Below are 20,555 nucleotides of genomic sequence, written 5' to 3' on the forward strand. Positions count from 1 at the left end.
TTGACCTTGTTCTCCGTTTGAACGATAGAACGCGCAAATAGCGAACCGCGCGCACGGAGACCCCGTGCGCGCGGTTCGTGCGTTTTGGCAATCGGTCATGCAATTCGTTCGCATCCGCACGGGGGCAAAAATGAACAGTGAGGGCAATACGCTGGTCCGGAAGCTCGCATTCTGGAGCATTCCGCTTTCTTTCGGCGTGCTGGGCCTCAAGCTCGTGGCCTGGTGGGTCACGGGCTCGGTCGCGCTTTTATCGGACGGTCTGGAATCGACCGTCAACGTGGTCGCGGCCTTCATCGCCTATTTTGTCATTCGTTATGCGCAGAAGCCCGCCGATGACGACCACCAGTTCGGCCACCACAAGGCGGAATATATATCCGCCGTCGTGGAGGGAGTGCTGATCGTCGTTGCCGCGCTTCTGATCGTGCAGGAGGCCTGGGGCGGTCTTTTCAACCCGAGGCTGCCGGAAGCACCGGCCCTTGGTCTTGCCATCAATGCGGCGGCGGGCGTCATCAACGCCATATGGGCGACGATCCTGATCCGTGTCGGCAAAAGACACGCCTCACCGGCACTGGCCGCCGACGGCCATCACATCATGTCCGACGTCGTGACCTCGGCAGGCGTTCTCGTCGGCCTCGTTCTGGCGCTTTTGACGGGTTATGCCATTCTCGATCCGCTGCTCGCCATTCTGGTGGCCATCAACATCCTGTTCCAGGGATCCAAGGTCATTCTGCATTCGCTTGGCGGGCTGATGGACCGGGCCGTGGAGCCTGAAGAAGACGAGGCGATCAAGAAGGCCATCGCCGAACATTGCGGTGGCGTCATTGGCGTACACGATCTGAGGACACGCCGCGCCGGCTCGGCCGCCTTCATCGATTTTCACGTCGTGGTCCCTGCTGTCATGACTGTGCGCGAGGCGCATGATATTTGCGACCGCCTTGAAGATGCCATAAGGGACGTCATACCGGGCGCCAGCCTTGCCATTCACGTCGAGCCGGAAGGCGAAAAGGCGCATGGCGTCAAAGTGATTGTTTGAAAAACAGGAGTTTTCCATGTCCGTGACGGATGTTTCCGGCCTGTCGCAGCTGGGCACGAAGGTCGATACGCCAGAGAGCCCGGAAAAGGCCGTTCTTGAAAAGGTGCCGAACGGCAATGCCGGCACCGATTATGTGGTGCGCTTCACCGCACCCGAATTCACCTCGCTTTGCCCGATGACCGGCCAGCCGGATTTCGCCCATATCGTCATCGACTATATTCCGGGCGATTTCCTGGTGGAATCCAAGTCGCTGAAGCTGTTTTTGCAGTCATTCCGCAATCACGGTGCATTCCATGAGGATTGCTCGGTCTATATCGCCAGGCGGCTGGTGGAGCTGCTGCAGCCGAAGTGGCTGAGAATCGGCGCTTACTGGTATCCGCGCGGCGGCATTCCGATCGACGTCTTCTGGCAGACCGGACCGGTGCCCGAGGGCGTATGGCTGCCGGATCAGGGCGTTCCCACCTATCGCGGTCGCGGCTGATCCGGCTTTTACGAGACTAAAGGTTCAGGCGAACGAACCGTCGTCGCCTGAATCGAAATCCGCATCGTCGGCGCTGTCGTCATCGGCCTGCTGGATATCGTCGTCATCGTTGTTCTGGGGGCTGGCGTTGTCGCCGTAATAATTATTGATGACGGTTTCCTCGACAGGCGCGTTACCCGCGGCATTGCCCCCGCCGAAGGGCGAGCCAAGGCCGAGCGACGACATATGGCTGCCAAAAATGCCGCTCAGCGAATTGGCGAGCAACATGCCGCCGGCGACACCCGCAGCGGTCCCAAGCGCACCCTGCAGAAAACCACCGCCCGAAGAACGCCCGAATGCGGCGGACTGCTGGCTCCAGGGGCCGCCGGGTTGCTGGCCGGCTGGCGATCCCCAGGGACCGGCCGTCTGGCCAGCGGTATCGTTTCGCCATGAGGTTTGCGGGGCAGCCGGGGAGGGGGCAGGCGTGGGTGCCGGCGGCTGCGGCTGGCCGGTTCCGAAGATGGAACTCAGAAAGCCGCCCTGCGCTGCGGCCTGCGGGGCGCTATTGCCGCTTTCCAGCGCGTGGATACGGTCTTCGAGCTGCTTGATATGGGCTGCTGCCGCCTCCAGACCCTTTTCCTGAACGATCACCGCCTGGGCGAGATAATAAGGAGCTGCGGGCTGATCGCGCACGGCGTCTGCGATCAATGTTTCCGCCTCGCGGTCACGCGGGGTGGCGGATGCGGTTCTGGTCCTGTCGAACAGGGCCTTGAGAAGCTGGCTTTCTTCCGGTGACATATGATGCCTCCTTACCGTGAAGCGAAAATCCACGATAAGGAGGTAGGCCTCAATTCCGGCTTTTCAAAGCAGCCCGAATTTTAAATTTCGGTAATGATCGTCAACCGCCGAAGGCGAGCGAGAGACCCGCAATCGCCGTCAACGCGCCGACCGTGCGGCTTGCGACCGAGCCGAAACGGGCAATGCCGAGGCCGAGCGCAATGCCGGCCGCATGCAGAATGGCGGTGGCGATCATGAAGCCGATGCCGAATTGAAGCGCGCCGGCGCTGCCGAGTTCACCGCCATGGGCGTGGCCGTGGAAAAGCGCGAAAGCGCCGACAACGGCCGCCGCCGCTGCCGTCGGAAGCCTTGCCGCCATGGCAACGAGCAGGCCGAGACCGATGACGGAGGCGAGAATGGCCGGTTCGACGAAGGGAAGCTCGATGCCGTAAACGGCCATCAGGAAGCCGGCGGCCATGGTGCCGACGAAGGCGGAAGGCACGATCCACAGCGCCTTGCGGTCGCCCTGCGCCACGGCGATCTGCGAGGCCCAGATGCCGACGGCCACCATCGCCAGAATGTGGTCCGCACCAAAGAAGGGGTGGGAGACACCGGCCATGAAGGAGCCGTGTTCTTCCGGGTTCAGATGGGCGAAAGCGGGCAGGGCGGTAACGCCCAGTGCGGCGGCAGTGAGGCTTAGTCTTTTCAGCATGGTTCCCTCTTGAAATTATGGCCGTCCGCAACGGAATCTTGGGGCTTCCCGCGGCAGGCGGCGCTGTAATAAGGCGTCAACGATATCGCGAAGGCAGACAGGCTGTCCATGCGTCATCTGCCGGGGGTGCTGTTTATTGTTGGCGGGCAAACCTTGCCTTTTTCTCTCATTGCCTTACGTAACAAGTCGCACTATGTCCGAAGGGCATGCACGAATTTTGCTGGAGAGAGCCGTTGATGAACGAAGACGAAGACGACAAGAGCAAGGAACTGCCGATCGGCAAGGAAACGGAAGCGAATCTTTTCAAGTCGCGTTCGATCTTCATCTATGGTGGCATCACGCAGGAACTGGCGCAGAAGGTCTGCACGCAGCTCGTGGCTCTCGCCGCCGCCAGCGACGACGACATTCGCGTTTACGTCAATTCGCCGGGCGGCCATGTCGAATCGGGTGATTCCATCCATGACATGATCAAGTTCATCAAGCCGAAGGTCTATATCATCGGCACGGGCTGGGTCGCTTCCGCCGGCGCGCTGATTTACGTTTCGGTGCCGAAGGAACGTCGCCTCTGCCTGCCGAACACCCGCTTCCTGCTGCACCAACCCTCCGGCGGCACGCGCGGCATGGCGTCCGACATCGAAATCCAGGCCCGCGAAATCATCAAGATGAACCAGCGCCTGATCAAGATCTTCTCCAAAGCCACCGGCCAGAGCGAAGAAAAGATCGCCAAGGATATCGATCGCGATTACTGGCTCGGCGCGGAAGAGGCCAAGGACTACGGCCTCGTCGGCAAGATCGTCGAAAGCCAGTCGGAACTCTGAGTTTTCGATTTTTCAGTTGAGAAAGCCCGTATCGGTGAAAACCGGTGCGGGCTTTTTCCTTTCAGGCCGGTGTTATTTCATCATGTCGCAGGCCTTCATCATGTCGGCCTTTTTCATCTTGTCCATTTCCATGCCGGCCTTGTGCATGCAGTCCTTTTTGCTGGCCTTCTTGCCGGTCATGGACATGCCATCCTTTTTCATCGTCTCTGTCTTCATCGTGTCGTTATGCATGGTATCCTTCTTCATCGTATCGGTTTTCATGCTGTCGGCATGGGCGATGCCTGCGAAGGAAAGAGCGGACAGAAGGGAAGCGGCGGCAATGGCGGTGAAAATGCGGGTCATGAAGGGTCTCCTCTGGACGTCGTTGAATGTCCGCCGGCATCGTGCCGGGGCTCACGATTGTCCATTCGGACGGGAAAGGCCGACCGTTACATCTTCACGCGCTTGTGACGACAAGTTCGGGCGAGATTTTTTTAAAGCCACTATGTAACAATATCCTGCCGATTGCGAATAACCCGATAGTGACGATGACAGGCAGCCCTTCGGAAGAAACACTGAAAATGCTGATGCTGCGTTCCCTCGATGGGGACGAAGGCGCCTACAGGCATTTGCTTCATGCCCTGAGACGGCTGCTGATCGCCTATTACGGCCGGCGCATGGGAGCAGCTGCCAGAGGCGATGTCGAAGATCTTGTGCAGGAAACCCTGTTGTCGCTTCACGCCAAGCGGGAGACCTATGACCGTGCGCGACCCTTTACGGCCTGGTTCTTTTCGATAGCGCGCTACAAGCTCATTGATCACTATCGGGGCCGGGGTGCGCGCGTGCTGGCGGAAGTGGAACTCGATGAAACGCTGGAGGCGGAACCGTCCGTCGATGCGGTCACGGCCCGCATGGATGTGGAGCGGCTGCTTGATGAGTTACCGGAACGGCAGCGGGATCTCATTCGAAGGGTGAAGCTCGAAGGTCACTCAATTGCCGAAGCGGCGCAAAAATCCGGCCAGACCGAGCTTGCGGCGAGGGTCGGTATTCACAGAACGCTGAAAGTCCTGGCGGCAAAGTTGCGGGGGGACACGTGAGGAAGACGGAAGACATCATCGACCAACTGGCGGGCGATCTGAAACCGGTACGAGCTTTCGCGCTGGAGCGGAGGCTGGCGTTCGTGGCCTTGCCCGCGCTCGGCGTTTCGCTGCTGCTGATGGTCGTCATTCTGGGGCTTCGCAGCGATATGAATGACGCCATGACCGAACCGGGTTTCTGGGTCAAATCCGCCTATAATGTCCTGCTGGCCGTGACCGCATTTTTCGCCGTCATGCGTCTTGCGCGGCCGGACGGCGACAGGGGTGGCCTGTTTGCGTGGCTTGCGGTGATTTTCGTGGCCATGGCGGTCATCGCGCTCGTCCAGCTTGGATTTGCCGTGCCCGGCACCTACAGGACCCTCATTCTCGGATCGTCGGCGCTGCGTTGCCCGTTTTTGATCGTTGCTTTCGCGCTGCCGCTGTTTATCGCGAATTTCTCGGTTCTCAGGCGTTCGGCTCCCGCTGATCCCAGGCTTGCGGGTTTTGCCTCGGGCATCGCAGCAGGTGCGGCCGGGGCATGGGTTTATTCGTGGTTCTGCACCGAAAACGGCATGGCTTTCGTGTTGATCTGGTATTCGCTGGGCATCCTGTTGACCGGCATCATCGGCGCTTTTGCCGGTTCACGTCTGCTCCGCTGGTGAAGGCATGATTGCCGATGCCGGCCCGGACATGGTCCAGAACCGGCATTCTGCTTCATGTGGATTTCACTGACCCAGATTGGCGGGAATTGCGAAAGCTGCAAACTGGGTGAACTGCTTGCCGGTGTTGAAATTGTCATCGGAAGCGATGACGAAGAGCTGCTTGCCATCCACCACCGGGCCGAAGGCGAAGCTTTCGATATTGTCGATATCGAGGCCGAAATCGCCTTCGTTGATTTCGAACCAGGCCAATTTGGATACGGCGGCCACGGATGCGGGATCGATCTTGTCCTTGCCGAGAATATTGTCGGCGCGGGACATGTCGGCGATGAAGAAGCGGATGTGATTGCCCACGCCGGAAGCGAAATTGCGCTCGACGGCGACGAAACGGCCATCCGGCAGGGCCGCGATGGCGGAAAGGCCGTTGTCGTTATATTTCGGCTCGGCGGCTGTCGGCGTCTTAGAGATAGGCTCGGTTACATAGACATGCTCGGCGACCGGTTTCAGCGTCGCCGTGTCGATGACGAGGATGCGGGCCGGGCTGCCCGCCTGCGGGGTCGCCTTGGGGCCGTCCTGGGTGAGCGCATTTTCGGTGGCGGCGATCAGCCGGCCGGGCATCAGCGTCAGGCCTTCGAAAGCGAGGTTGTTCTGTACGCCCCTGGTCTTGGCGTCATCGACGAGATAGGCGTTTGGCAGTTCCAGCCGCTTCACATTGCTGCCGTCGAGGTCCGAGACGTAAAGCGCCGGCTGGTTCTTCAGGTCGCGTTCGGAGGACCAGTAGAGCTTGCCGCCCTTGCGGTCGAGCGCGATGCCTTCCGCATCGATGCCCTTCGGCGCAAAAGCAGCGCCGGTCTCGTCCTTCAATTCGCGCGTGGCGGCGATGTTGAGCGTGGCGGCGCCTTCCGCGACAGTCAGCTCCAGCTCGTAATAACGGGCCGGCCCTTTTTCCACACGGTCATCGGAAATTGCGAGATAACGCCCGGTTTCGCTGTCAAAAGCGAGATCGGAAATGCCGCCGAAGGTGACGCCATCGATGGAGAGGCCCGATGGAACGACGATCTGGCCGAGAAAGGCCGGCGGCGGCGGGGTCTGGGCCGCGGCGGGCAAAGCCGCAAAACAGCAGGCGACGGTGGTGACGATGCGCAGCATTGGCAAGGGTCCCTCTTGTGGCGGATGACCGGTTGTGGTGCAGGGAGGATTAGCGCCGTGCCGCTAAACTTTGATGACGTTTTCCATGCCGCCGTACCTGAAGTCTGGCGGCTCATCTTGCCAAGCCGCGTCTTTTTTGATCCTGAATATAATCACGCTTCATCCAAAGCGTGTCGCCATCCCCGGATTCGCGCGTCACGCTTCAGTTTTGTTTCTGCCTGTCGCCAATGCGGACCGCTGCGGTTGTTTGCGACAGACAGCAGGCCGCAGAGTGCTTCATGCTGAAAGATTTTTCCGTCCAGAGCCTGTTCATGGGCTGCCTCACCGCCTTTGTCGGTTTCGCCAGCTCCTTCGCCGTCGTGCTGCAGGGCCTGAAAGCTGTCGGCGCGACGGATTTCGAGGCGGCGTCGGGGCTGATGGCGCTTTCGGTGGCGATGGGGCTTTGCGCCATTATTCTCTCCGCCGCCACGCGGCTACCCATCAGCATCGCCTGGTCGACACCGGGTGCGGCGCTGCTTGCGACCACCGGCGTCATTGAGGGCGGCTTTCCGGCGGCCGTCGGCGGATTCATTATCTGCGCCATCCTGATCATCATCGCGGGCCTGTTCCGGCCGCTGGGAAAGGCGGTCGCCTCCATTCCCGCGCCGCTTGCCAATGCCATGCTCTCCGGCGTCATCATCGGCCTGTGTTTTGCGCCCATCAAGGCGATCGGCTTCAACCCGGCGCTGGGATTGCCCATCATCCTCGCCTGGATCGTGGTGGGAGCCTTTAAACGACTGTTCGCCGTGCCCGCCGCCCTTGCCGCCTTCGTGCTGGTGATGATTTTTGGCGTCGAAATTCCGGCGGGTGCGCTGGACAGCGTGGCGCAATCGCTGAAACCGCCGATGGAGTGGGTAACGCCCGTCTTCAGTCTCCACGCGGTTGTCTCCATCGCGCTGCCGCTCTTCATCGTCACCATGGCCTCGCAGAATATTCCCGGCATCGCGGTGCTGAAGGTCAATCATTACGATCCGCAGCCCGGACCGCTTTTCGCCTCGACCGGTTTTTTCTCGCTGCTTTCCGCACCCTTTGGCGGCCATGCCGTCAATCTTGCGGCGATTACGGCTGCCATGTGTGCTGGCGAGGACGCCCATCCCGATCCAAAGCGGCGTTACTGGGCGGCGATCATCGGCGGTGTCGGCTATATTATTTTTGGCCTTTTGGCGGGCGTGGTCACCGCCTTCGTGGCGCTGGCGCCGCCCATTCTCATTCAGGCGGTGGCGGGGCTGGCACTGGTCGGCGCCTTTTCCGGCTCCGCAGTCGCAGCGTTCAGGGAGCCAGAAACCCGCGAGGCGGCGGCCATCACTTTCCTCATCACGGCTTCGGGCCTTTCCTTCGGCGGCATTTCCGGGGCCTTCTGGGGGCTGATCGGCGGCGGGCTGATGATGGCGTTGCAGCGGATGGTGAAGCGTGGTTAGATAGGGAGCTTATTGTTTTAAAGAAATACTATTTATGGATTTCGAATTCGATCCTGCCAAAAGTGAAAGTAACAAAGACAAACACGGAATAGATTTCGTCGAGGCAAGAGCGCTTTGGCTGGACGAGAAAAGACTCGTCGTTCCTCTCGAAACCACGTCGGAAGAGCGGTATATTATGGTCGCCCAATTACGCGGAAAGTGCTGGAGCGCCATTTACACTTACAGAAATGACCGGTTGCGTATCATCTCCGTCAGGCGTTCCAGAGACAAGGAAAGGCAGCGTTATGAAGACGATCAGCGCTGAAGAATTTGACAGGAAATTCGACGATGGCGAAGACATCGACGATTATCTCGACTGGTCCAAGGCAAGCCGTCCGGGACTGGAAATGGTGCATGTCGATATCGATCTGCCTGAAAAGCTTTTGCGGAAAGTAGATGCGGAAGCGGTGCGCCTTGGCAGGACACGACAATCCCTGATGGCCGAATGGATTGCCGAAAGGCTGGAGAGCGGCAGGCAGGGAAAATAACCGGCGCACGGCACAAGATCACTTGTCAGACCGCCAGCCGCTGTTTATACACATCGCCATGAGCCACAGCATCGCAACTATTTTTGGCATGAGCGCGCAGATTTCTGCGAAGGCCTCGCCGTGCGGTGCACTCTCGCTTCTTAGCCTCGACCTTACACGCGGTTGCCGGGTCCAGTGAGGAGCGCCCGGCGGCCGAAAGCCCGCTGGTGCAAACGCTCCTCATCTCGAAATCTCATTTTATACTGGATTTAGGCCCTCAAGGGCCGCGCATCCGCCGACGGCTTGAAGAAGCCCGCGGACTGCGCAAGGAGGAAGCGAAATGGACGGCAAGATTACCAATATTTCCAAGGGTATGACCGACGCGAGCGTGAAGTATCGCCCTTATCCCACCATCAATATCCCCGACCGCACCTGGCCGGGCAAGACCATCGACAAGGCGCCGATCTGGTGTTCGGTAGACCTGCGCGACGGCAATCAGTCGCTGGTCAACCCCATGGGCCACGACCGCAAGGCCCGCATGTTCAAGCTGCTCTTGGAAATGGGCTTCAAGGAAATCGAAATCGGTTTTCCTTCCGCCTCGCAGACGGACTTCGATTTTGCCCGCTGGTGCGTGGAAGAGGGCAATGTGCCTGACGATGTCTCCCTGCAGGTGCTGGTGCAGTGCCGCCCGGAGCTGATCACCCGCACGTTCGAGGCGCTGGAAGGCGCCAACAAGCCGATCATCCACTTCTACAATTCCACTTCGGAATTGCAGCGCCGCGTGGTGTTTGGCAAGGATGTGCACGGCATCAAGCAGATCGCTGTCGATGCCGCCAAGATGATCACCGATATGGCGGCCAAGGCCGGCGGCGGTTATCGCTTCGAATATTCGCCTGAGAGCTTTACCGGCACCGAGCTGGAAGTGGCGCTGGAAATCTGCAACGCCGTGGTCGAGGTGGTTAAGCCGACGGCCGACAACAAGCTGATCCTGAACCTGCCCTCGACGGTGGAAATGGCGACGCCGAACATTTATGCCGACCAGATCGAATGGATGTGCCGCAATATCGACAATCGCGAAAACGTCATCATCTCCCTGCATCCGCATAATGACCGTGGCACCGGAATCGCCGCGACCGAGCTGGGCCTGATGGCCGGTGCGGACCGTGTCGAAGGAACGCTGTTCGGCAATGGCGAGCGCACGGGCAACGTCGATGTGGTGACGCTGGCGCTGAACATGTATACGCAGGGCGTGGACCCGCAGCTGGATTGCCGCGACATCGAGCGCATCAAGGCGGTTTATGAATATTCCAACGAGATGACGATCCCCGAGCGCCATCCTTATGTCGGCGAACTGGTTTACACGGCGTTTTCCGGCTCGCATCAGGATGCGATCAACAAGGGCATGAAGGCGATCAAGGTCGCCAACCATCCCGTCTGGGAAGTGCCTTATCTGCCGATCGATCCGAAGGATGTCGGCCGGTCCTACGAGGCGATCATCCGCATCAATTCGCAGTCCGGCAAGGGCGGCATCGCCTATATTCTGCAGCAGGATTACGGCATCAACCTGCCGCGCAACCTGCAGGTGGAATTCCGCGAGGATATCCAGCGCATCACCGATGAAGAGGGTGTGGAACTGCCGGCCAAGCGCATCTACGAGCGCTTTATCGAGCGTTACGTGACGCAGCCGAATGCGCGCATCAAGTTCGTCGATCACCACACCTATCCGGCCGGCGATTTCAAGGGCGTACGCATCGTCGCCGCCGAGATCACCGATAATGGCGAGGTGAAGCGTATCGAGGGCAAGGGCACCGGCCCGATTGACGGGTTCATCAATGCGCTGTCGGTTTATCTCGGCGTCGATCTGTCGGTGAATGATTATTCCGAGCATTCGCTGCAGCATGGCTCGAATGCTTCGGCCATTGCCTATGTCGAGATGGAGCATCCGGGCGGTAAGCTGTTCGGGGCAGGCGTCAATACGAATATCGTAGCGGCGTCGCTGGAGGCGATTGTGTCGGCGGCCAATCGGGTGCTGGAAGAGCGGGCGAAGTGAGTTTGCTCTGAGGGTGGGGCTTTACCCCCCTCTGCCCTGCCGGGCATCTCCCCCTCAAGGGGGGAGATCGACCCGAGGCTAGCCCTCGGCCATCTCGATGTTTGAGAATGGAGCGGTGATAGTGCTCCCTGCTGATCTCCCCCCTTGAGGGGGAGATGCCCGGCAGGGCAGAGGGGGGTGAACTCCACCCACCGACACCACCGCCCCGGACTCTACTCCCCCAGCAGCGAAAACCCCAGCGGCCGCCCGTTTTCATAAAACACCCGCACATCCTCCAGCGCCACGCCCGTCCCCGTCTCATTGAGGCTGTGACGCTCACAGGCGACGTTCCATGTGCCGGGGCCACCGGAGATATGGAAGAGATTATAGGCCGCGCGCGGTTTTTCACCGCCGGGTCCCTGGCTGGCGGAGGAAATGCCGACGACCGGGATGTGGTCTTCCCCATGATGCGTATTCAGCCAGTAGACCGTGTTGAGATGGGTATGGCCATGCAGCACGAGTTCCGCGCCGCCGACGCCCAGCGCCGCTGCGAAACGGCGGATGCCGATCATACGCTTGTGGGTGGGGGAAGCGCCCCTGATCGGCGGGTGATGGATCATCACCACCCGGAACAGCCCCTGTTCACCGGCTTTTTTCAAAAGCTCCGCCGTCGCGCGCGCCTGCCGGTTGCCGAAATAGCCGGTTGCCGAAAAGGGCGGTGTCGCAATCGAGGTGGAGCAGCCAATGAGTGCGACGGGACCGCGCACGCGCATATAGGGGAAAATCTTGCGGTCGTCGTCCCATTCCGGCGGATCGCCATCGCCACGAACATAGGGATACCAGGCCTGCATGGCCTTGTCGTGCGCGCCGGAAACATAGGCGTCGTGATTGCCGGGAACGACGGAGGTTTTTTCGGGATCGCCCACCTCCTCCAGCCAGTCGGCGGCGGCGCGGATTTCAATCCCGGTCGCAAGATTGACGAGATCGCCGGTAATAGCCAGATGATCCGGTGACTTTGTCTCCAGATCGTCGAGCAGTTTTTCCAGCGTATCGGTGAAGAGATGCTTGCGGCGGTTGCGGTGCCAGTTGACAAAACCGGTGATACGCTTGGATGCAAGTTCGCGGAAAGTGAGTTTTGGCAGTGGCCCCAAATGGACGTCTGAAATATGCGCAAGTTTGAACATGGCGGCAGAGATAACCTATGATATGCCGCGCGTCCAATGAAAGCCGGCATGCGGGGAGAAACCAGGGTGAATGACGAAACAACCGGGCGGCAGGCCCGTCCGTTCCATATGCGTGTCTTCATCCGTTTTCTGCATTTCGTTTTTCTGTTCACGCGCGGCGCCACCCTTGGCGTGCGTGCGGCCTGTTTCGATGAAAAGGGCAGAATTTTTCTGGTGCGGCACACCTATCTGCCGGGCTGGTATCTGCCGGGCGGCGGGGTGGAACGTGGTGAAACCCTGCTCGTGGCGCTGCACAAGGAAATCCGCGAGGAAGGCAATCTCGAAGCAGCCTCTAGGCCGGAGCTTTTCCATGTCTATCTCAATCTGGAAGGCAGCAATCGCGATCATGTTGCGCTCTACCGGCTTGACGTCACCCAGACCAAATCGAAAAAGCCGGATCATGAAATTGCCGAAAGCGGCTTTTTCGACCTGTCGGAGCTGCCGGAAGGGGTGACGGCCGCCACCCGTCGCCGCCTTGCCGAGCTTGCCGGCGAAGCGGCGATCGCCGATCACTGGTAGCGGCGGCGGCTCTCCGTCAGGAGAGCGCCTCGCGGCCATGGGCCATGGTCAGGTCCAGTTCCGGGCCGACGGGCACGATGCCGGTGGGATTGATGGTGCGGTGGCTGCGGTAATAATGCTCCTTGATGTGGCGCATATCCACCGTCTCCGGCACGCCCGGCGTCTGGTAAAGATCGCGCAGGTAATCCGTCAGGTGCGGATAGTCGTGGATGCGGCGGATATTGCATTTGAAATGGCCGACATAGACGGGGTCAAACCGCACCATCGTCGTGAACAGGCGCCAGTCCGCTTCCGTCTGTTCCGCACCGAACAGGAAACGCCGATCCTTCAGGCGGTCCTCCAGCATATCCAGCGTTTCGAACACTTTTACGGCATTCTGCTGATAGGCATCCTGCGTGGTGGCGAAGCCGGCCTTGTAGACGCCGTTATTGACTGTGTCGTAGATCACGTCGTTCAGTGCGTCGATCTCGCTGCGTAGCGCTTCAGGATAATAATCGGCCTGCGAGCCGGTGAGATCGTTGAAGGCGGAATTGAACATGCGGATGATTTCCGCCGATTCATTGGAGACGATGGTGCAGCGCTTTTTGTCCCACAGGACGGGAACGGTGACTCGCCCAGAATAACGCGGGTCCGCTTTTGTATAGACCTGCCAGAGTGCGGAGGCGCCGAAGAGGTGATCTTCCGTCGCGCCCGGCGTGCGCTCGCCCTCACGCTTGAATTCCCAGCCGTTTTCCAGCATCAGCGGATCGACGACGGAGACGGAAATCAGGTCTTCCAGCTTTTTGAGCTTGCGGAAAATCAGGGTGCGGTGCGCCCAGGGGCAGGCGAAGGAGACATAGAGGTGGTAACGGTCCTTCTCGGCCTCGAACCCGCCTTCTCCGGAAGGACCGGGCGCGCCATCCGCTGTGATCCAGTTGCGGAATTGCGAGGCGCTGCGCTTGAAATGCCCCTTGGTTTCCTTGGTGTCATACCAGACGTCTTTCCATACGCCTTCCACCAGCATGCCCATGACGATCTCCTTAATTGTTTCCTTTTGAGCGATCCTAACCGTTCTGCACTCTTCCGCGAACCCGAAAGGCGTTGAACAATGCGTTTCCGGTCCTGTGGAAACTGAATGGGATAGCGCAGAGATTTGTTCTGGACGGGTGAGAATTTTCCTGATAACTGCAATTTTCACAATTCTGAGGAAATTGCTGATTATGATCGAACCACGGATGCTCCGACGACGCTGACGCTCCTGAACGCCCTTACCGGCGCAGCCGTCATCTATTGTCGCATCCGCATTCTGGAAGTTTCGGTCTCTTCATGTCCAAGCACGATCTTGTCTACCTCACCGAGGACGCGTCGCACGACGCCATCATCGACGTCATCAACGAAGAAGCATTCGGTCCCGGCAGGCATACCCGTGCCGCAGCGCGCATTCGTGAGCAGGGGCCGCATGACCGGTCGCTGTCCTTCGTCTGCGCCGACGATGGCGAAACCATTGCCTCGGTGCGCATGACGCCGGTTCTGGCGGGCGGGGTGAAGGGCCATATGCTCGGGCCCCTTGCGGTTCGGCCCTCGCACAAGAACAAGGGCATCGGCCGGGAACTCGTCCGGATCGCCATTGCCGCCGCCCGGCGAAAGGGCTCCGAAGCGGTTATCCTGATCGGCGATCCGCCCTATTACATGCCGCTCGGTTTCGAGAAGGTCGCTTATGCGGCGCTCGATTTTCCGGGACCGGTGGACCCGAACCGCGTGCTCGTCGTGCCGATTGGTGACGACGTGCACCAGCGGCTGAAGGGCAAGATCGGCTGGCGCAAATGCGAGGCCGTGATGCCGGCCGCCACGGCGGAAGATGAGGGTTTTGAGGAGCCGCTCAGGGTTTACGGGGCTTTGTGCTTTTTAACGCAGCGTAAAACCCCGTCATTCCGGCCTTGAGCCGGAATCCAGCCAGCCCAAGTGTTTCGGCTGAAAGGACTCTTCCCACGGCGCAGACGCGCCGTGACTGGATCCCGGCTCGAGGCCGGGATGACGGAAGGGGCGTTGCGCGCTATGGCAAACATCGAGACTGCCTTGCACATCTTTTTGTCTGGTAAAATCTATCTTCCTCTAGCCTGTTTCGAAACAACGCGTCTCCCTCCACAGAATTCAATTCCGTTTCCTCCCCCTATACGATAGCAAGTCAAAGTCGATTTCTGCAAAGGGGCGGGGCATGACGGCTATCACCATGAACGATGCGCTGGAGCGTGCGGGCGCAGGCGCCTATCAGCGGCGGCTGATGGGCATATTCGGTCTCGTCTGGGCGGCAGATGCCATGCAGGTTCTGGCGGTTGGCTTCACCGCCGCGTCTATCGCCGCAACCTTCGGGCTGACGGTGCCGCAGGCGTTGCAGACTGGCACGGCGTTCTTTTTCGGCATGCTGCTGGGTGCTGCCGGTTTCGGGCGGCTGGCGGATCGTTACGGGCGTCGCCGCGTGCTGATCGTCACCGTGGCCTGCGATGCGCTGTTCGGTGTGCTTTCGGTATTCGCGCCTGATTTCACTATTCTGCTCGTTCTGCGCTTTCTCACCGGTGCTGCCGTGGGCGGCACGCTGCCGGTGGATTATGCGATGATGGCCGAATTCCTGCCCGCCAAGAATCGCGGCCGCTGGCTGGTCTTTCTGGAGGGTTTCTGGGCTGTCGGCACGCTGATCGTGGCGCTGGCGGCCTGGGGCGCCAGCCTTGCCGGCGTCGCAGATTCGTGGCGGTATATATTCGCGGTGACGGCTTTTCCGGCGCTTCTCGGCCTTGGCCTGCGCTTTCTGGTGCCGGAATCGCCGCTTTACCTGCTGCGCAGCGGGCGCTCTGAGGAAGCCAAGGCCGTCGTCAACCGAATGCTGGTGACGAATGGGCGCGCGCCGCTCGATGCCGGGACCGGGCTTTTCCAGCCTGACGTGGGTAAAGGGCAGGGGATATTTTCACCGGCGCTCCGGCAGCGCAGCATCATGATCCTCGCCATCTGGTTTCTCGTTTCCGTTTCCTACTACGGCGTCTTCACCTGGATGCCGGCGAAACTGGCCGGAGACGGGTTCGGTTTCGTGCGCGGTTATGGTTTTCTGGTGCTGGTGGCGCTGGCGCAGATCCCCGGTTATGCGCTTGCCGCCTATGGCGTTGAAAAATGGGGCCGCAAGCCGACGCTGATCGGCTTCTGCCTGCTCTCCGCGCTCGGATGCCTGCTCTTCACGCTGGCCTCGGCGGGCGCGATGATCGCTGCCTCGCTTCTCATCATGAGCTTTGCGCTGCTGGGCACCTGGGGTGCGCTTTATGCTTACACGCCGGAGCTTTACCCGACGGAATCGCGGGCGACCGGCATGGGGGCTGCGGGCGCCATGGCAAGGCTCGGCGGCCTGCTGGCGCCGTCCCTGCTCGGTTATGCCATAGCGCAGGGTTTTGGCGTTGCAATCGGCATTTTCGCCGGTCTGCTGGTTCTTGCCGCCATTGCGGCGACGATGATCAATGCGGAAACGCGGCAGGTGGCGCTGACCTGACGCGTCGTTCCCGCGCAATGGCCTGACCCGTTGCGGATCAGGCCGGACTTTTTTGCACCTTACAGCGCGGCGTAATTGACCGGCAGCCAATCGTAATTGGTGCTGTCAGTGCGCACGTGGCCGATGCCGGGGAAGGCGATATGCGCGCCGGCCACCAGATATTTGCCCTCTACCGCCTGTTTGAATGCCAAATCACGCGCCACGACGGCGGCCTTCTGGTCGACGTCGAATTCGATTGCCACGTCAGGCTCATCGAACTGGAGGATATCGCCATGGGTGATATCGCCCCAGAAGACGATTTTCTGGCCTTCGCTTTCCAGAACGACGGCGCTGTGGCCTGGTGTGTGGCCGGCATAGAGGATCGAGCCGAGACCGGGAACCGGTGCGGCATTGTCGCCGAATGTCTCGAACTTGCCGGCATCGATATAGGGCTGGATGCTCTCCTTCGCTTCGGCATAATATTTTTTCATCGCTTCGGGCGCTGCCTTCGCCTTTGCCTCATCCAGCCAGAAAGCGGCTTCGCGCTTGTTGACGTGCAGGGTCGCGTTGGCAAAAACGCGTTTGCCATTCGCCGACAATCCGCCGGAATGGTCGGTATGGATGTGTGTGAGGATGACGTCGTCAATCTCACCGGCCTTGTAGCCCGAAGCTTCGATATTGGCGACAAGCTTGCCAAGGCTCGCGCCAAGATAGGTGCCGGTGCCGGCATCGATCAGCACCAGCCTGTCGCCGGTATTGACCAGAAACGCATTGACGGAGGTCGGCGTCTCGTCCGGCAGGAAGGCATCCTGCAAAACCTTGGATGCGTGTTCCGGTGTCGTGTTGCTGTAAAGTTTTGCAAGCGGCAGCGCGACGACGCCATCCGACAGCGCGGTGACTTCCACCTTGCCGACCATCAGCCTGTAGAAGCCGGGTGCCTGGGTGGCAGCGAGCGGCGCTTTGGCAAAGGCGAGGGAGGGCGCAATGAAAGAGGCTGCAAAGATGGCGCTGGCGGCGCCTTTGAGAAGTGAGCGACGTGATGGCATTAAAGGCTCCTGAGTTAGGGAACGTCTTGAAACTTTCCGCACTCCAGCTAAGTGTAGGGAAGCCAGCAATCAAATCGATGTGACTTATGCAAACTATCGATCATTTCAATCTCCGTTCCTTCGACCTCAATCTCCTCGTCGCTTTCGATGCGATGATGGAGGAGATGAACGTGACGCGCGCCGCGCGGCGGCTGAAAATCCAGCAGCCAGCCATGAGCCATAATATCTCGACTTTGCGCACCCTGTTTCAGGATGAGCTTTTCATCCGCGTGGGGCAGGAGATGAAGCCGACGGCGCGGGCGCTCCATCTGGCCGGCCCGGTGCGGCAGGCGCTCAGGCAGGCGCAGGCGGCGGTTTTGACGGCGGATGTGTTCGATCCGGCGACGGAGCGCCGCACATTCCGGCTGGGCATGTCGAGCGAGGTGGAGCTATTGCTTTTGCCGGATCTGACGGCGCGGCTGCGGGAGATCGCGCCCGGTATTCGCATTCTGGCCCGCAGCGGGCAGGAGCAGGAAATAACCGCGATGCTGGATACGGGTGTGATCGACATGGCGGTCGGATGCACCTACTCGAAAGAGCAGCGCCACCATTGCGAACCGCTTTATTCCTCCAGCGTGCTTTGCTGTTTCAACCCGGCCTTGCTCGATCTGCCCAATCCCGTCGGACTGGACGCCTATATGGAGGCGAAACACGCGGTCATATCGCAGACGGACAGCCTCCATGGCTGCATCAAGGATGCGCTGGAATTGAGCGGCTTGGAAATCGATGTCGTTGCGGCCGCGCCGGATTTCCTCTCGGTGCTGGCAACGGCGCGATCCTCGGCGGTGCTGGCGACCGTGTCCTCGCGCATCGCGCTGCGTTATGCGCCAATGCTGGGGCTGAAAATAAGCCCGGTGCCGGTGACGCTGAGTTTCCCGCCCGTCGCCATGGTCTGGACATTGCAAACTGACGCGGATGCCGGAGCCGTATGGCTTCGCCAGCAAATCCGTGAGGCCATGGGCCGAACGGTCGACGGTGGGGTATCGGGGATTGCGGCCTAGAACCGCTTCTCCAGCCAGGTGATCGACTGGCCGCTGGAAAGGGGGCCAAGCGAGCCTATCTTCGTGAAACCGTAGCGCTCATAGGTTCTTAGGGCATCCGGGTTCATCGTGTCGATATAGGCGCCCATGCAGCCGCGTTTTCTGGCTTCTTCCTCCGCCATGGCAAGCAGCTTCGGGCCTGTGCCCTGACCGCGCATGGCCTCCGGCACGAAAAGAAGCTGCACGTAAAGCCAGCCGCGAGCGGTGTGGCCCACCAGACCGCCGGTGACGGTATTGTCGTCATCGCGAATGGTGATGTTGAGTTCGCGTTTGTCGCTTTCGCCGAAACGGGCGAGATTATAGGCCACCAGCGGATCGCGAATGGCCTTTTCGGCCTCTGCATCCGCGACGTCGCTCAAAACGAAATTCATGTTCATCTTCCCGGGCCGCCGGGCGGCGGCCTTTTCCCGTTTTCCGTTCCGAGACCTGAAGCGCCTTAAGCTCTTCGCTGGAAACGCCCCTACCGGCCCTCACGCCACCACAGCGCGGAGAAGGCGAGCAGCAGGGCGGCAAGCCCGGCAAAACCGGCAAAGAGCGGCAGGGTATTGACGCCTTTCAGCACCGTCTCGTCGGTCATGCGTATCAGCATGCGATCCTCATCGGCAACCCTGATATCGCCTCGGACGGGCAATATATCGGGCAGCGCGATACGGCCGGAATTGTCGGCGACACGGTGCACGCTGCCCTTGGTGGCATCGGCCAGCGGTTTCAGCGTTTCGGTGGTCGAGATCATCGCCTTGAATTCCGGCGCATCCACCGCGCCGACATGGACGAGGGTGGTGAAATCGCCGTTTTTGATCTCGAACAGCCCGGTTTCGTCCATGCGGCGCTCGATCCTGTAAAGACCGGGCTCGGTGCTGGTGAAGGCCATGTTTTCCGTCTTGCCGGAAGGGAAACGCACGCTTGCCTGACCGGGATCGTCGCCGATGGTCTGGCGGGTGATCTGCAGGGTGCGGCCATTGGCGCGCGCCGTCAGCGCTTCTTCCTCAAGCTCGGGTTCCTTCATCAGCCAGTGGGCGATGCGGCGATAAAGCGCCACATGTGGGCCACCGCCTTCGAAACCGCGCGCCCACAGCCAGCCTTGATCCGACAGCAGCATGGCGACACGGCCTTCGCCCTGACGGTTGAGCACCAGAAGCGGGTCCTGCCCGTCGCCCAGCATCACGGTCTGGCCCTGCGGCGGGTCGACGCTGATGGTGCGGAACCAGCGGCCCCATTGCGGCGGCTCGTTGGCCGAACCTTCCAGCCCGCGGGTGACGGGGTGTTTCTTGCCCGCTTCCGAAAGGCGCGGGTAGAAAGCGGCCTGATGCACCTGACCGGTCGGCTGCGCCGGCAGCACGGAGGCGAGTGGCGTCATGGCGATCGAATCCTGACCGGCATGTTCCGGCCCGGCGGCGATCAAGAGCGCGCCGCCCTTTTCGACATATTGGGCGATGTAATCGTAATAGAGGATCGGCAGCACGCCGCGATGCTGATAGCGGTCGAAGATGATGAGGTCGAAATCCTCGATCTTTTCGACGAACAATTCTCGGGTCGGGAAGGCGATCAGCGAGAGTTCGTTGATCGGCGTGCCATCCTGTTTTTCCGGCGGGCGCAGAATGGTGAAATGTACCAGATCGACCGAGGCGTCGGATTTCAGGAGATTGCGCCACGCCCGTTCGCCGGCGTGCGGCTCGCCGGAGACGAGCAGCACGCGGAGATTCTGGCGTATGCCTTCGATCAGGTGAACGGCGCGGTTGTTTGCAGCCGTCACTTCGCCCGGAAGCTCGGCGACGGAAAATTCCATGACATTGTTGCCGCCGCGTGGAACCTTGAAGTTGAACGGCGTCGGCTGGCCGGGCGTGGCTTGAAGCGTGGCGATTTCTTGCCCGTTCATCTTCACCGTCACTTCCGCCGAGCCGCCACCGGCGGGGCGGCCATCATCGAAGACGCGCAGCGTCAGCTGCTGTTCCTCATTGACGATGCCGAAGCGCGGGGCGCGGACGATCTCGATGCGGCGGTCGAATTCATCGGCCTTGCCGGCGATCAGCCCATGCACGGGGGCGCGGAAGCCCAGCGCCTGTTCGGCATTGGGCAGGGCATTGGGGATATCATGAATCTGGCCGTCGCTGAGGAAGATCGCGCCCCCGACGCGGGAAGGCGAGACATCGGAAACGGCGGAGGAAAGCGCCGAGAAAAGCTGCGTGGAGGGCGAATCGCTCTCGCCGTCGTCGCGGACTTCGACAATTCGCGGCTCGATGCGCGGGAAGCGGGAGAGCCGGTCTTTCAGCGCATTCAGCGCCGTGTCCGTCATCTGCGGCCGGTCCTGCACGTCCTGGCTCTGCGAACGGTCGACGATGACGGGCACGATGGTGGAGAGCGGCTCGCGCTCCTCCTGCGTCAAAAGCGGATTGGCGATGGCCGCAAGCAGGGCGGCGAGCGCCAGTCCGCGCAGCCATGCGCCGCGCACGCCGCGCCACAGGCCTATGAAGGAGAGGGCAAGGGCGGCGACGGCCAGAACGGCGATCACGATCCACGGCAGGAAGGGGGCGAAGGTCAATGTCATG

The 20,555-nt window shown here is 60.6% G+C and carries 22 protein-coding genes; 13 read left to right on the forward strand and 9 right to left on the reverse strand.

Annotated features, from left to right (window positions below; genetic code table 11):
- The first annotated feature begins 130 nt into the window (after positions 1-130).
- Together PIB16_RS07830 and queF are read left to right on the forward strand one after the other, a co-directional pair.
- Entirely contained in the window at positions 131-1,033 is a 903-nt protein-coding gene (locus PIB16_RS07830; protein WP_080857066.1) for a cation diffusion facilitator family transporter, read from the forward strand.
- Positions 1,034-1,049: 16 nt separating this feature from the next.
- A complete protein-coding gene (gene queF / locus PIB16_RS07835; RefSeq protein WP_078051763.1) occupies positions 1,050-1,514 on the forward strand; it encodes a preQ(1) synthase in 465 nt (154 codons plus the stop codon).
- 24 nt (positions 1,515-1,538) lie between these two features.
- Here queF and PIB16_RS07840 read toward each other — a convergent pair whose 3' ends face one another.
- Together PIB16_RS07840 and PIB16_RS07845 are read right to left on the reverse strand one after the other, a co-directional pair.
- Positions 1,539-2,291 (reverse strand): DUF2076 domain-containing protein, encoded by a 753-nt coding sequence (locus PIB16_RS07840; RefSeq protein ID WP_078051764.1) that lies wholly within the window; start codon positions 2,289-2,291, stop codon positions 1,539-1,541.
- Between the two features lie 100 nt (positions 2,292-2,391).
- On the reverse strand, positions 2,392-2,982 hold the full coding sequence (locus PIB16_RS07845) for a HupE/UreJ family protein (protein WP_271045357.1): 591 nt from the start codon (positions 2,980-2,982) through the stop codon (positions 2,392-2,394).
- Positions 2,983-3,218: 236 nt separating this feature from the next.
- On the opposite strand from PIB16_RS07845, the gene PIB16_RS07850 reads away from it, so the two are divergent.
- On the forward strand, positions 3,219-3,800 hold the full coding sequence (locus tag PIB16_RS07850; RefSeq protein ID WP_003523060.1) for an ATP-dependent Clp protease proteolytic subunit: 582 nt from the start codon (positions 3,219-3,221) through the stop codon (positions 3,798-3,800).
- A gap of 72 nt (positions 3,801-3,872) precedes the next feature.
- Here the strand turns inward: PIB16_RS07850 and PIB16_RS07855 are convergent, their stop codons facing one another.
- Positions 3,873-4,142 carry a pentapeptide MXKDX repeat protein gene (locus tag PIB16_RS07855; RefSeq protein WP_003523062.1) on the reverse strand — a complete coding sequence of 90 codons (270 nt, stop codon included), beginning with the start codon at positions 4,140-4,142 and terminating at the stop codon, positions 3,873-3,875.
- 185 nt (positions 4,143-4,327) lie between these two features.
- Here PIB16_RS07855 and PIB16_RS07860 point away from each other — a divergent pair, with 185 nt between their 5' ends.
- Together PIB16_RS07860 and PIB16_RS07865 are read left to right on the forward strand one after the other, a co-directional pair.
- Complete coding sequence (locus PIB16_RS07860) at positions 4,328-4,876, forward strand: sigma-70 family RNA polymerase sigma factor (protein ID WP_121490424.1); 549 nt, start codon at positions 4,328-4,330, stop codon at positions 4,874-4,876.
- On the forward strand, positions 4,873-5,517 hold the full coding sequence (locus PIB16_RS07865) for an NrsF family protein (RefSeq protein WP_271045358.1): 645 nt from the start codon (positions 4,873-4,875) through the stop codon (positions 5,515-5,517). Before PIB16_RS07860 ends, PIB16_RS07865 begins: the two co-directional genes overlap by 4 nt.
- Before the next feature lie 63 nt (positions 5,518-5,580).
- Here PIB16_RS07865 and PIB16_RS07870 read toward each other — a convergent pair whose 3' ends face one another.
- On the reverse strand, positions 5,581-6,663 hold the full coding sequence (locus PIB16_RS07870; RefSeq protein ID WP_269314836.1) for an esterase-like activity of phytase family protein: 1,083 nt from the start codon (positions 6,661-6,663) through the stop codon (positions 5,581-5,583).
- Positions 6,664-6,941: 278 nt separating this feature from the next.
- Between PIB16_RS07870 and PIB16_RS07875 the strand changes: the two genes are divergently transcribed.
- The 4 genes from PIB16_RS07875 to leuA all read left to right on the forward strand — a co-directional run bounded on the left by PIB16_RS07875 (position 6,942) and on the right by leuA (position 10,676).
- Positions 6,942-8,120, forward strand: a complete 1,179-nt coding sequence (locus PIB16_RS07875; protein WP_269313915.1) for a benzoate/H(+) symporter BenE family transporter — start codon at positions 6,942-6,944, stop codon at positions 8,118-8,120.
- 34 nt (positions 8,121-8,154) lie between these two features.
- Positions 8,155-8,424 (forward strand): BrnT family toxin, encoded by a 270-nt coding sequence (locus PIB16_RS07880; RefSeq protein WP_137003859.1) that lies wholly within the window; start codon positions 8,155-8,157, stop codon positions 8,422-8,424.
- Positions 8,405-8,647: a type II toxin-antitoxin system BrnA family antitoxin gene (gene brnA / locus PIB16_RS07885; RefSeq protein ID WP_170985846.1), complete on the forward strand. Its 243-nt coding sequence runs from the start codon at positions 8,405-8,407 to the stop codon at positions 8,645-8,647. The genes PIB16_RS07880 and brnA overlap by 20 nt, the downstream gene beginning before the upstream one ends.
- Before the next feature lie 319 nt (positions 8,648-8,966).
- The gene (leuA, locus tag PIB16_RS07890; protein ID WP_271045359.1) at positions 8,967-10,676 is read left to right on the forward strand and encodes a 2-isopropylmalate synthase; all 1,710 of its coding nucleotides are present in this window, start codon (positions 8,967-8,969) and stop codon (positions 10,674-10,676) included.
- A 212-nt stretch (positions 10,677-10,888) separates the two neighbouring features.
- On the opposite strand, the gene PIB16_RS07895 is transcribed toward leuA, so the two are convergent.
- On the reverse strand, positions 10,889-11,839 hold the full coding sequence (locus tag PIB16_RS07895; protein WP_065655687.1) for a metallophosphoesterase family protein: 951 nt from the start codon (positions 11,837-11,839) through the stop codon (positions 10,889-10,891).
- A 66-nt stretch (positions 11,840-11,905) separates the two neighbouring features.
- Between PIB16_RS07895 and PIB16_RS07900 the strand changes: the two genes are divergently transcribed.
- A complete protein-coding gene (locus tag PIB16_RS07900) occupies positions 11,906-12,397 on the forward strand; it encodes an NUDIX domain-containing protein (protein ID WP_196379218.1) in 492 nt (163 codons plus the stop codon).
- A 16-nt stretch (positions 12,398-12,413) separates the two neighbouring features.
- Here the strand turns inward: PIB16_RS07900 and PIB16_RS07905 are convergent, their stop codons facing one another.
- On the reverse strand, positions 12,414-13,406 hold the full coding sequence (locus PIB16_RS07905; RefSeq protein ID WP_271045360.1) for a glutathione S-transferase family protein: 993 nt from the start codon (positions 13,404-13,406) through the stop codon (positions 12,414-12,416).
- Between the two features lie 296 nt (positions 13,407-13,702).
- Between PIB16_RS07905 and PIB16_RS07910 the strand changes: the two genes are divergently transcribed.
- Both PIB16_RS07910 and PIB16_RS07915 read left to right on the forward strand, forming a co-directional pair.
- Positions 13,703-14,317: a GNAT family N-acetyltransferase gene (locus PIB16_RS07910; RefSeq protein WP_271045361.1), complete on the forward strand. Its 615-nt coding sequence runs from the start codon at positions 13,703-13,705 to the stop codon at positions 14,315-14,317.
- A 274-nt stretch (positions 14,318-14,591) separates the two neighbouring features.
- Positions 14,592-15,905 (forward strand): MFS transporter, encoded by a 1,314-nt coding sequence (locus PIB16_RS07915; protein ID WP_271045362.1) that lies wholly within the window; start codon positions 14,592-14,594, stop codon positions 15,903-15,905.
- A 59-nt stretch (positions 15,906-15,964) separates the two neighbouring features.
- Here PIB16_RS07915 and PIB16_RS07920 read toward each other — a convergent pair whose 3' ends face one another.
- Positions 15,965-16,930: an MBL fold metallo-hydrolase gene (locus tag PIB16_RS07920; RefSeq protein WP_271045363.1), complete on the reverse strand. Its 966-nt coding sequence runs from the start codon at positions 16,928-16,930 to the stop codon at positions 15,965-15,967.
- An 86-nt stretch (positions 16,931-17,016) separates the two neighbouring features.
- On the opposite strand from PIB16_RS07920, the gene PIB16_RS07925 reads away from it, so the two are divergent.
- On the forward strand, positions 17,017-17,970 hold the full coding sequence (locus PIB16_RS07925; RefSeq protein WP_220317263.1) for a LysR substrate-binding domain-containing protein: 954 nt from the start codon (positions 17,017-17,019) through the stop codon (positions 17,968-17,970).
- Here the strand turns inward: PIB16_RS07925 and PIB16_RS07930 are convergent.
- Together PIB16_RS07930 and PIB16_RS07935 are read right to left on the reverse strand one after the other, a co-directional pair.
- Positions 17,967-18,380, reverse strand: coding sequence for a GNAT family N-acetyltransferase (locus tag PIB16_RS07930; RefSeq protein WP_065655940.1), 414 nt, complete (start codon positions 18,378-18,380; stop codon positions 17,967-17,969). The two genes, PIB16_RS07925 and PIB16_RS07930, sit on opposite strands and share 4 nt — an antisense overlap.
- An 89-nt stretch (positions 18,381-18,469) precedes the next feature.
- A complete protein-coding gene (locus PIB16_RS07935; RefSeq protein WP_271045364.1) occupies positions 18,470-20,554 on the reverse strand; it encodes a hypothetical protein in 2,085 nt (694 codons plus the stop codon).
- Position 20,555: the final 1 nt, after the last annotated feature.

The sequence above is a fragment of the Agrobacterium sp. ST15.13.015 genome (assembly GCF_027871645.1).
Taxonomy (GTDB): Bacteria; Pseudomonadota; Alphaproteobacteria; order Rhizobiales; family Rhizobiaceae; genus Agrobacterium; species Agrobacterium leguminum.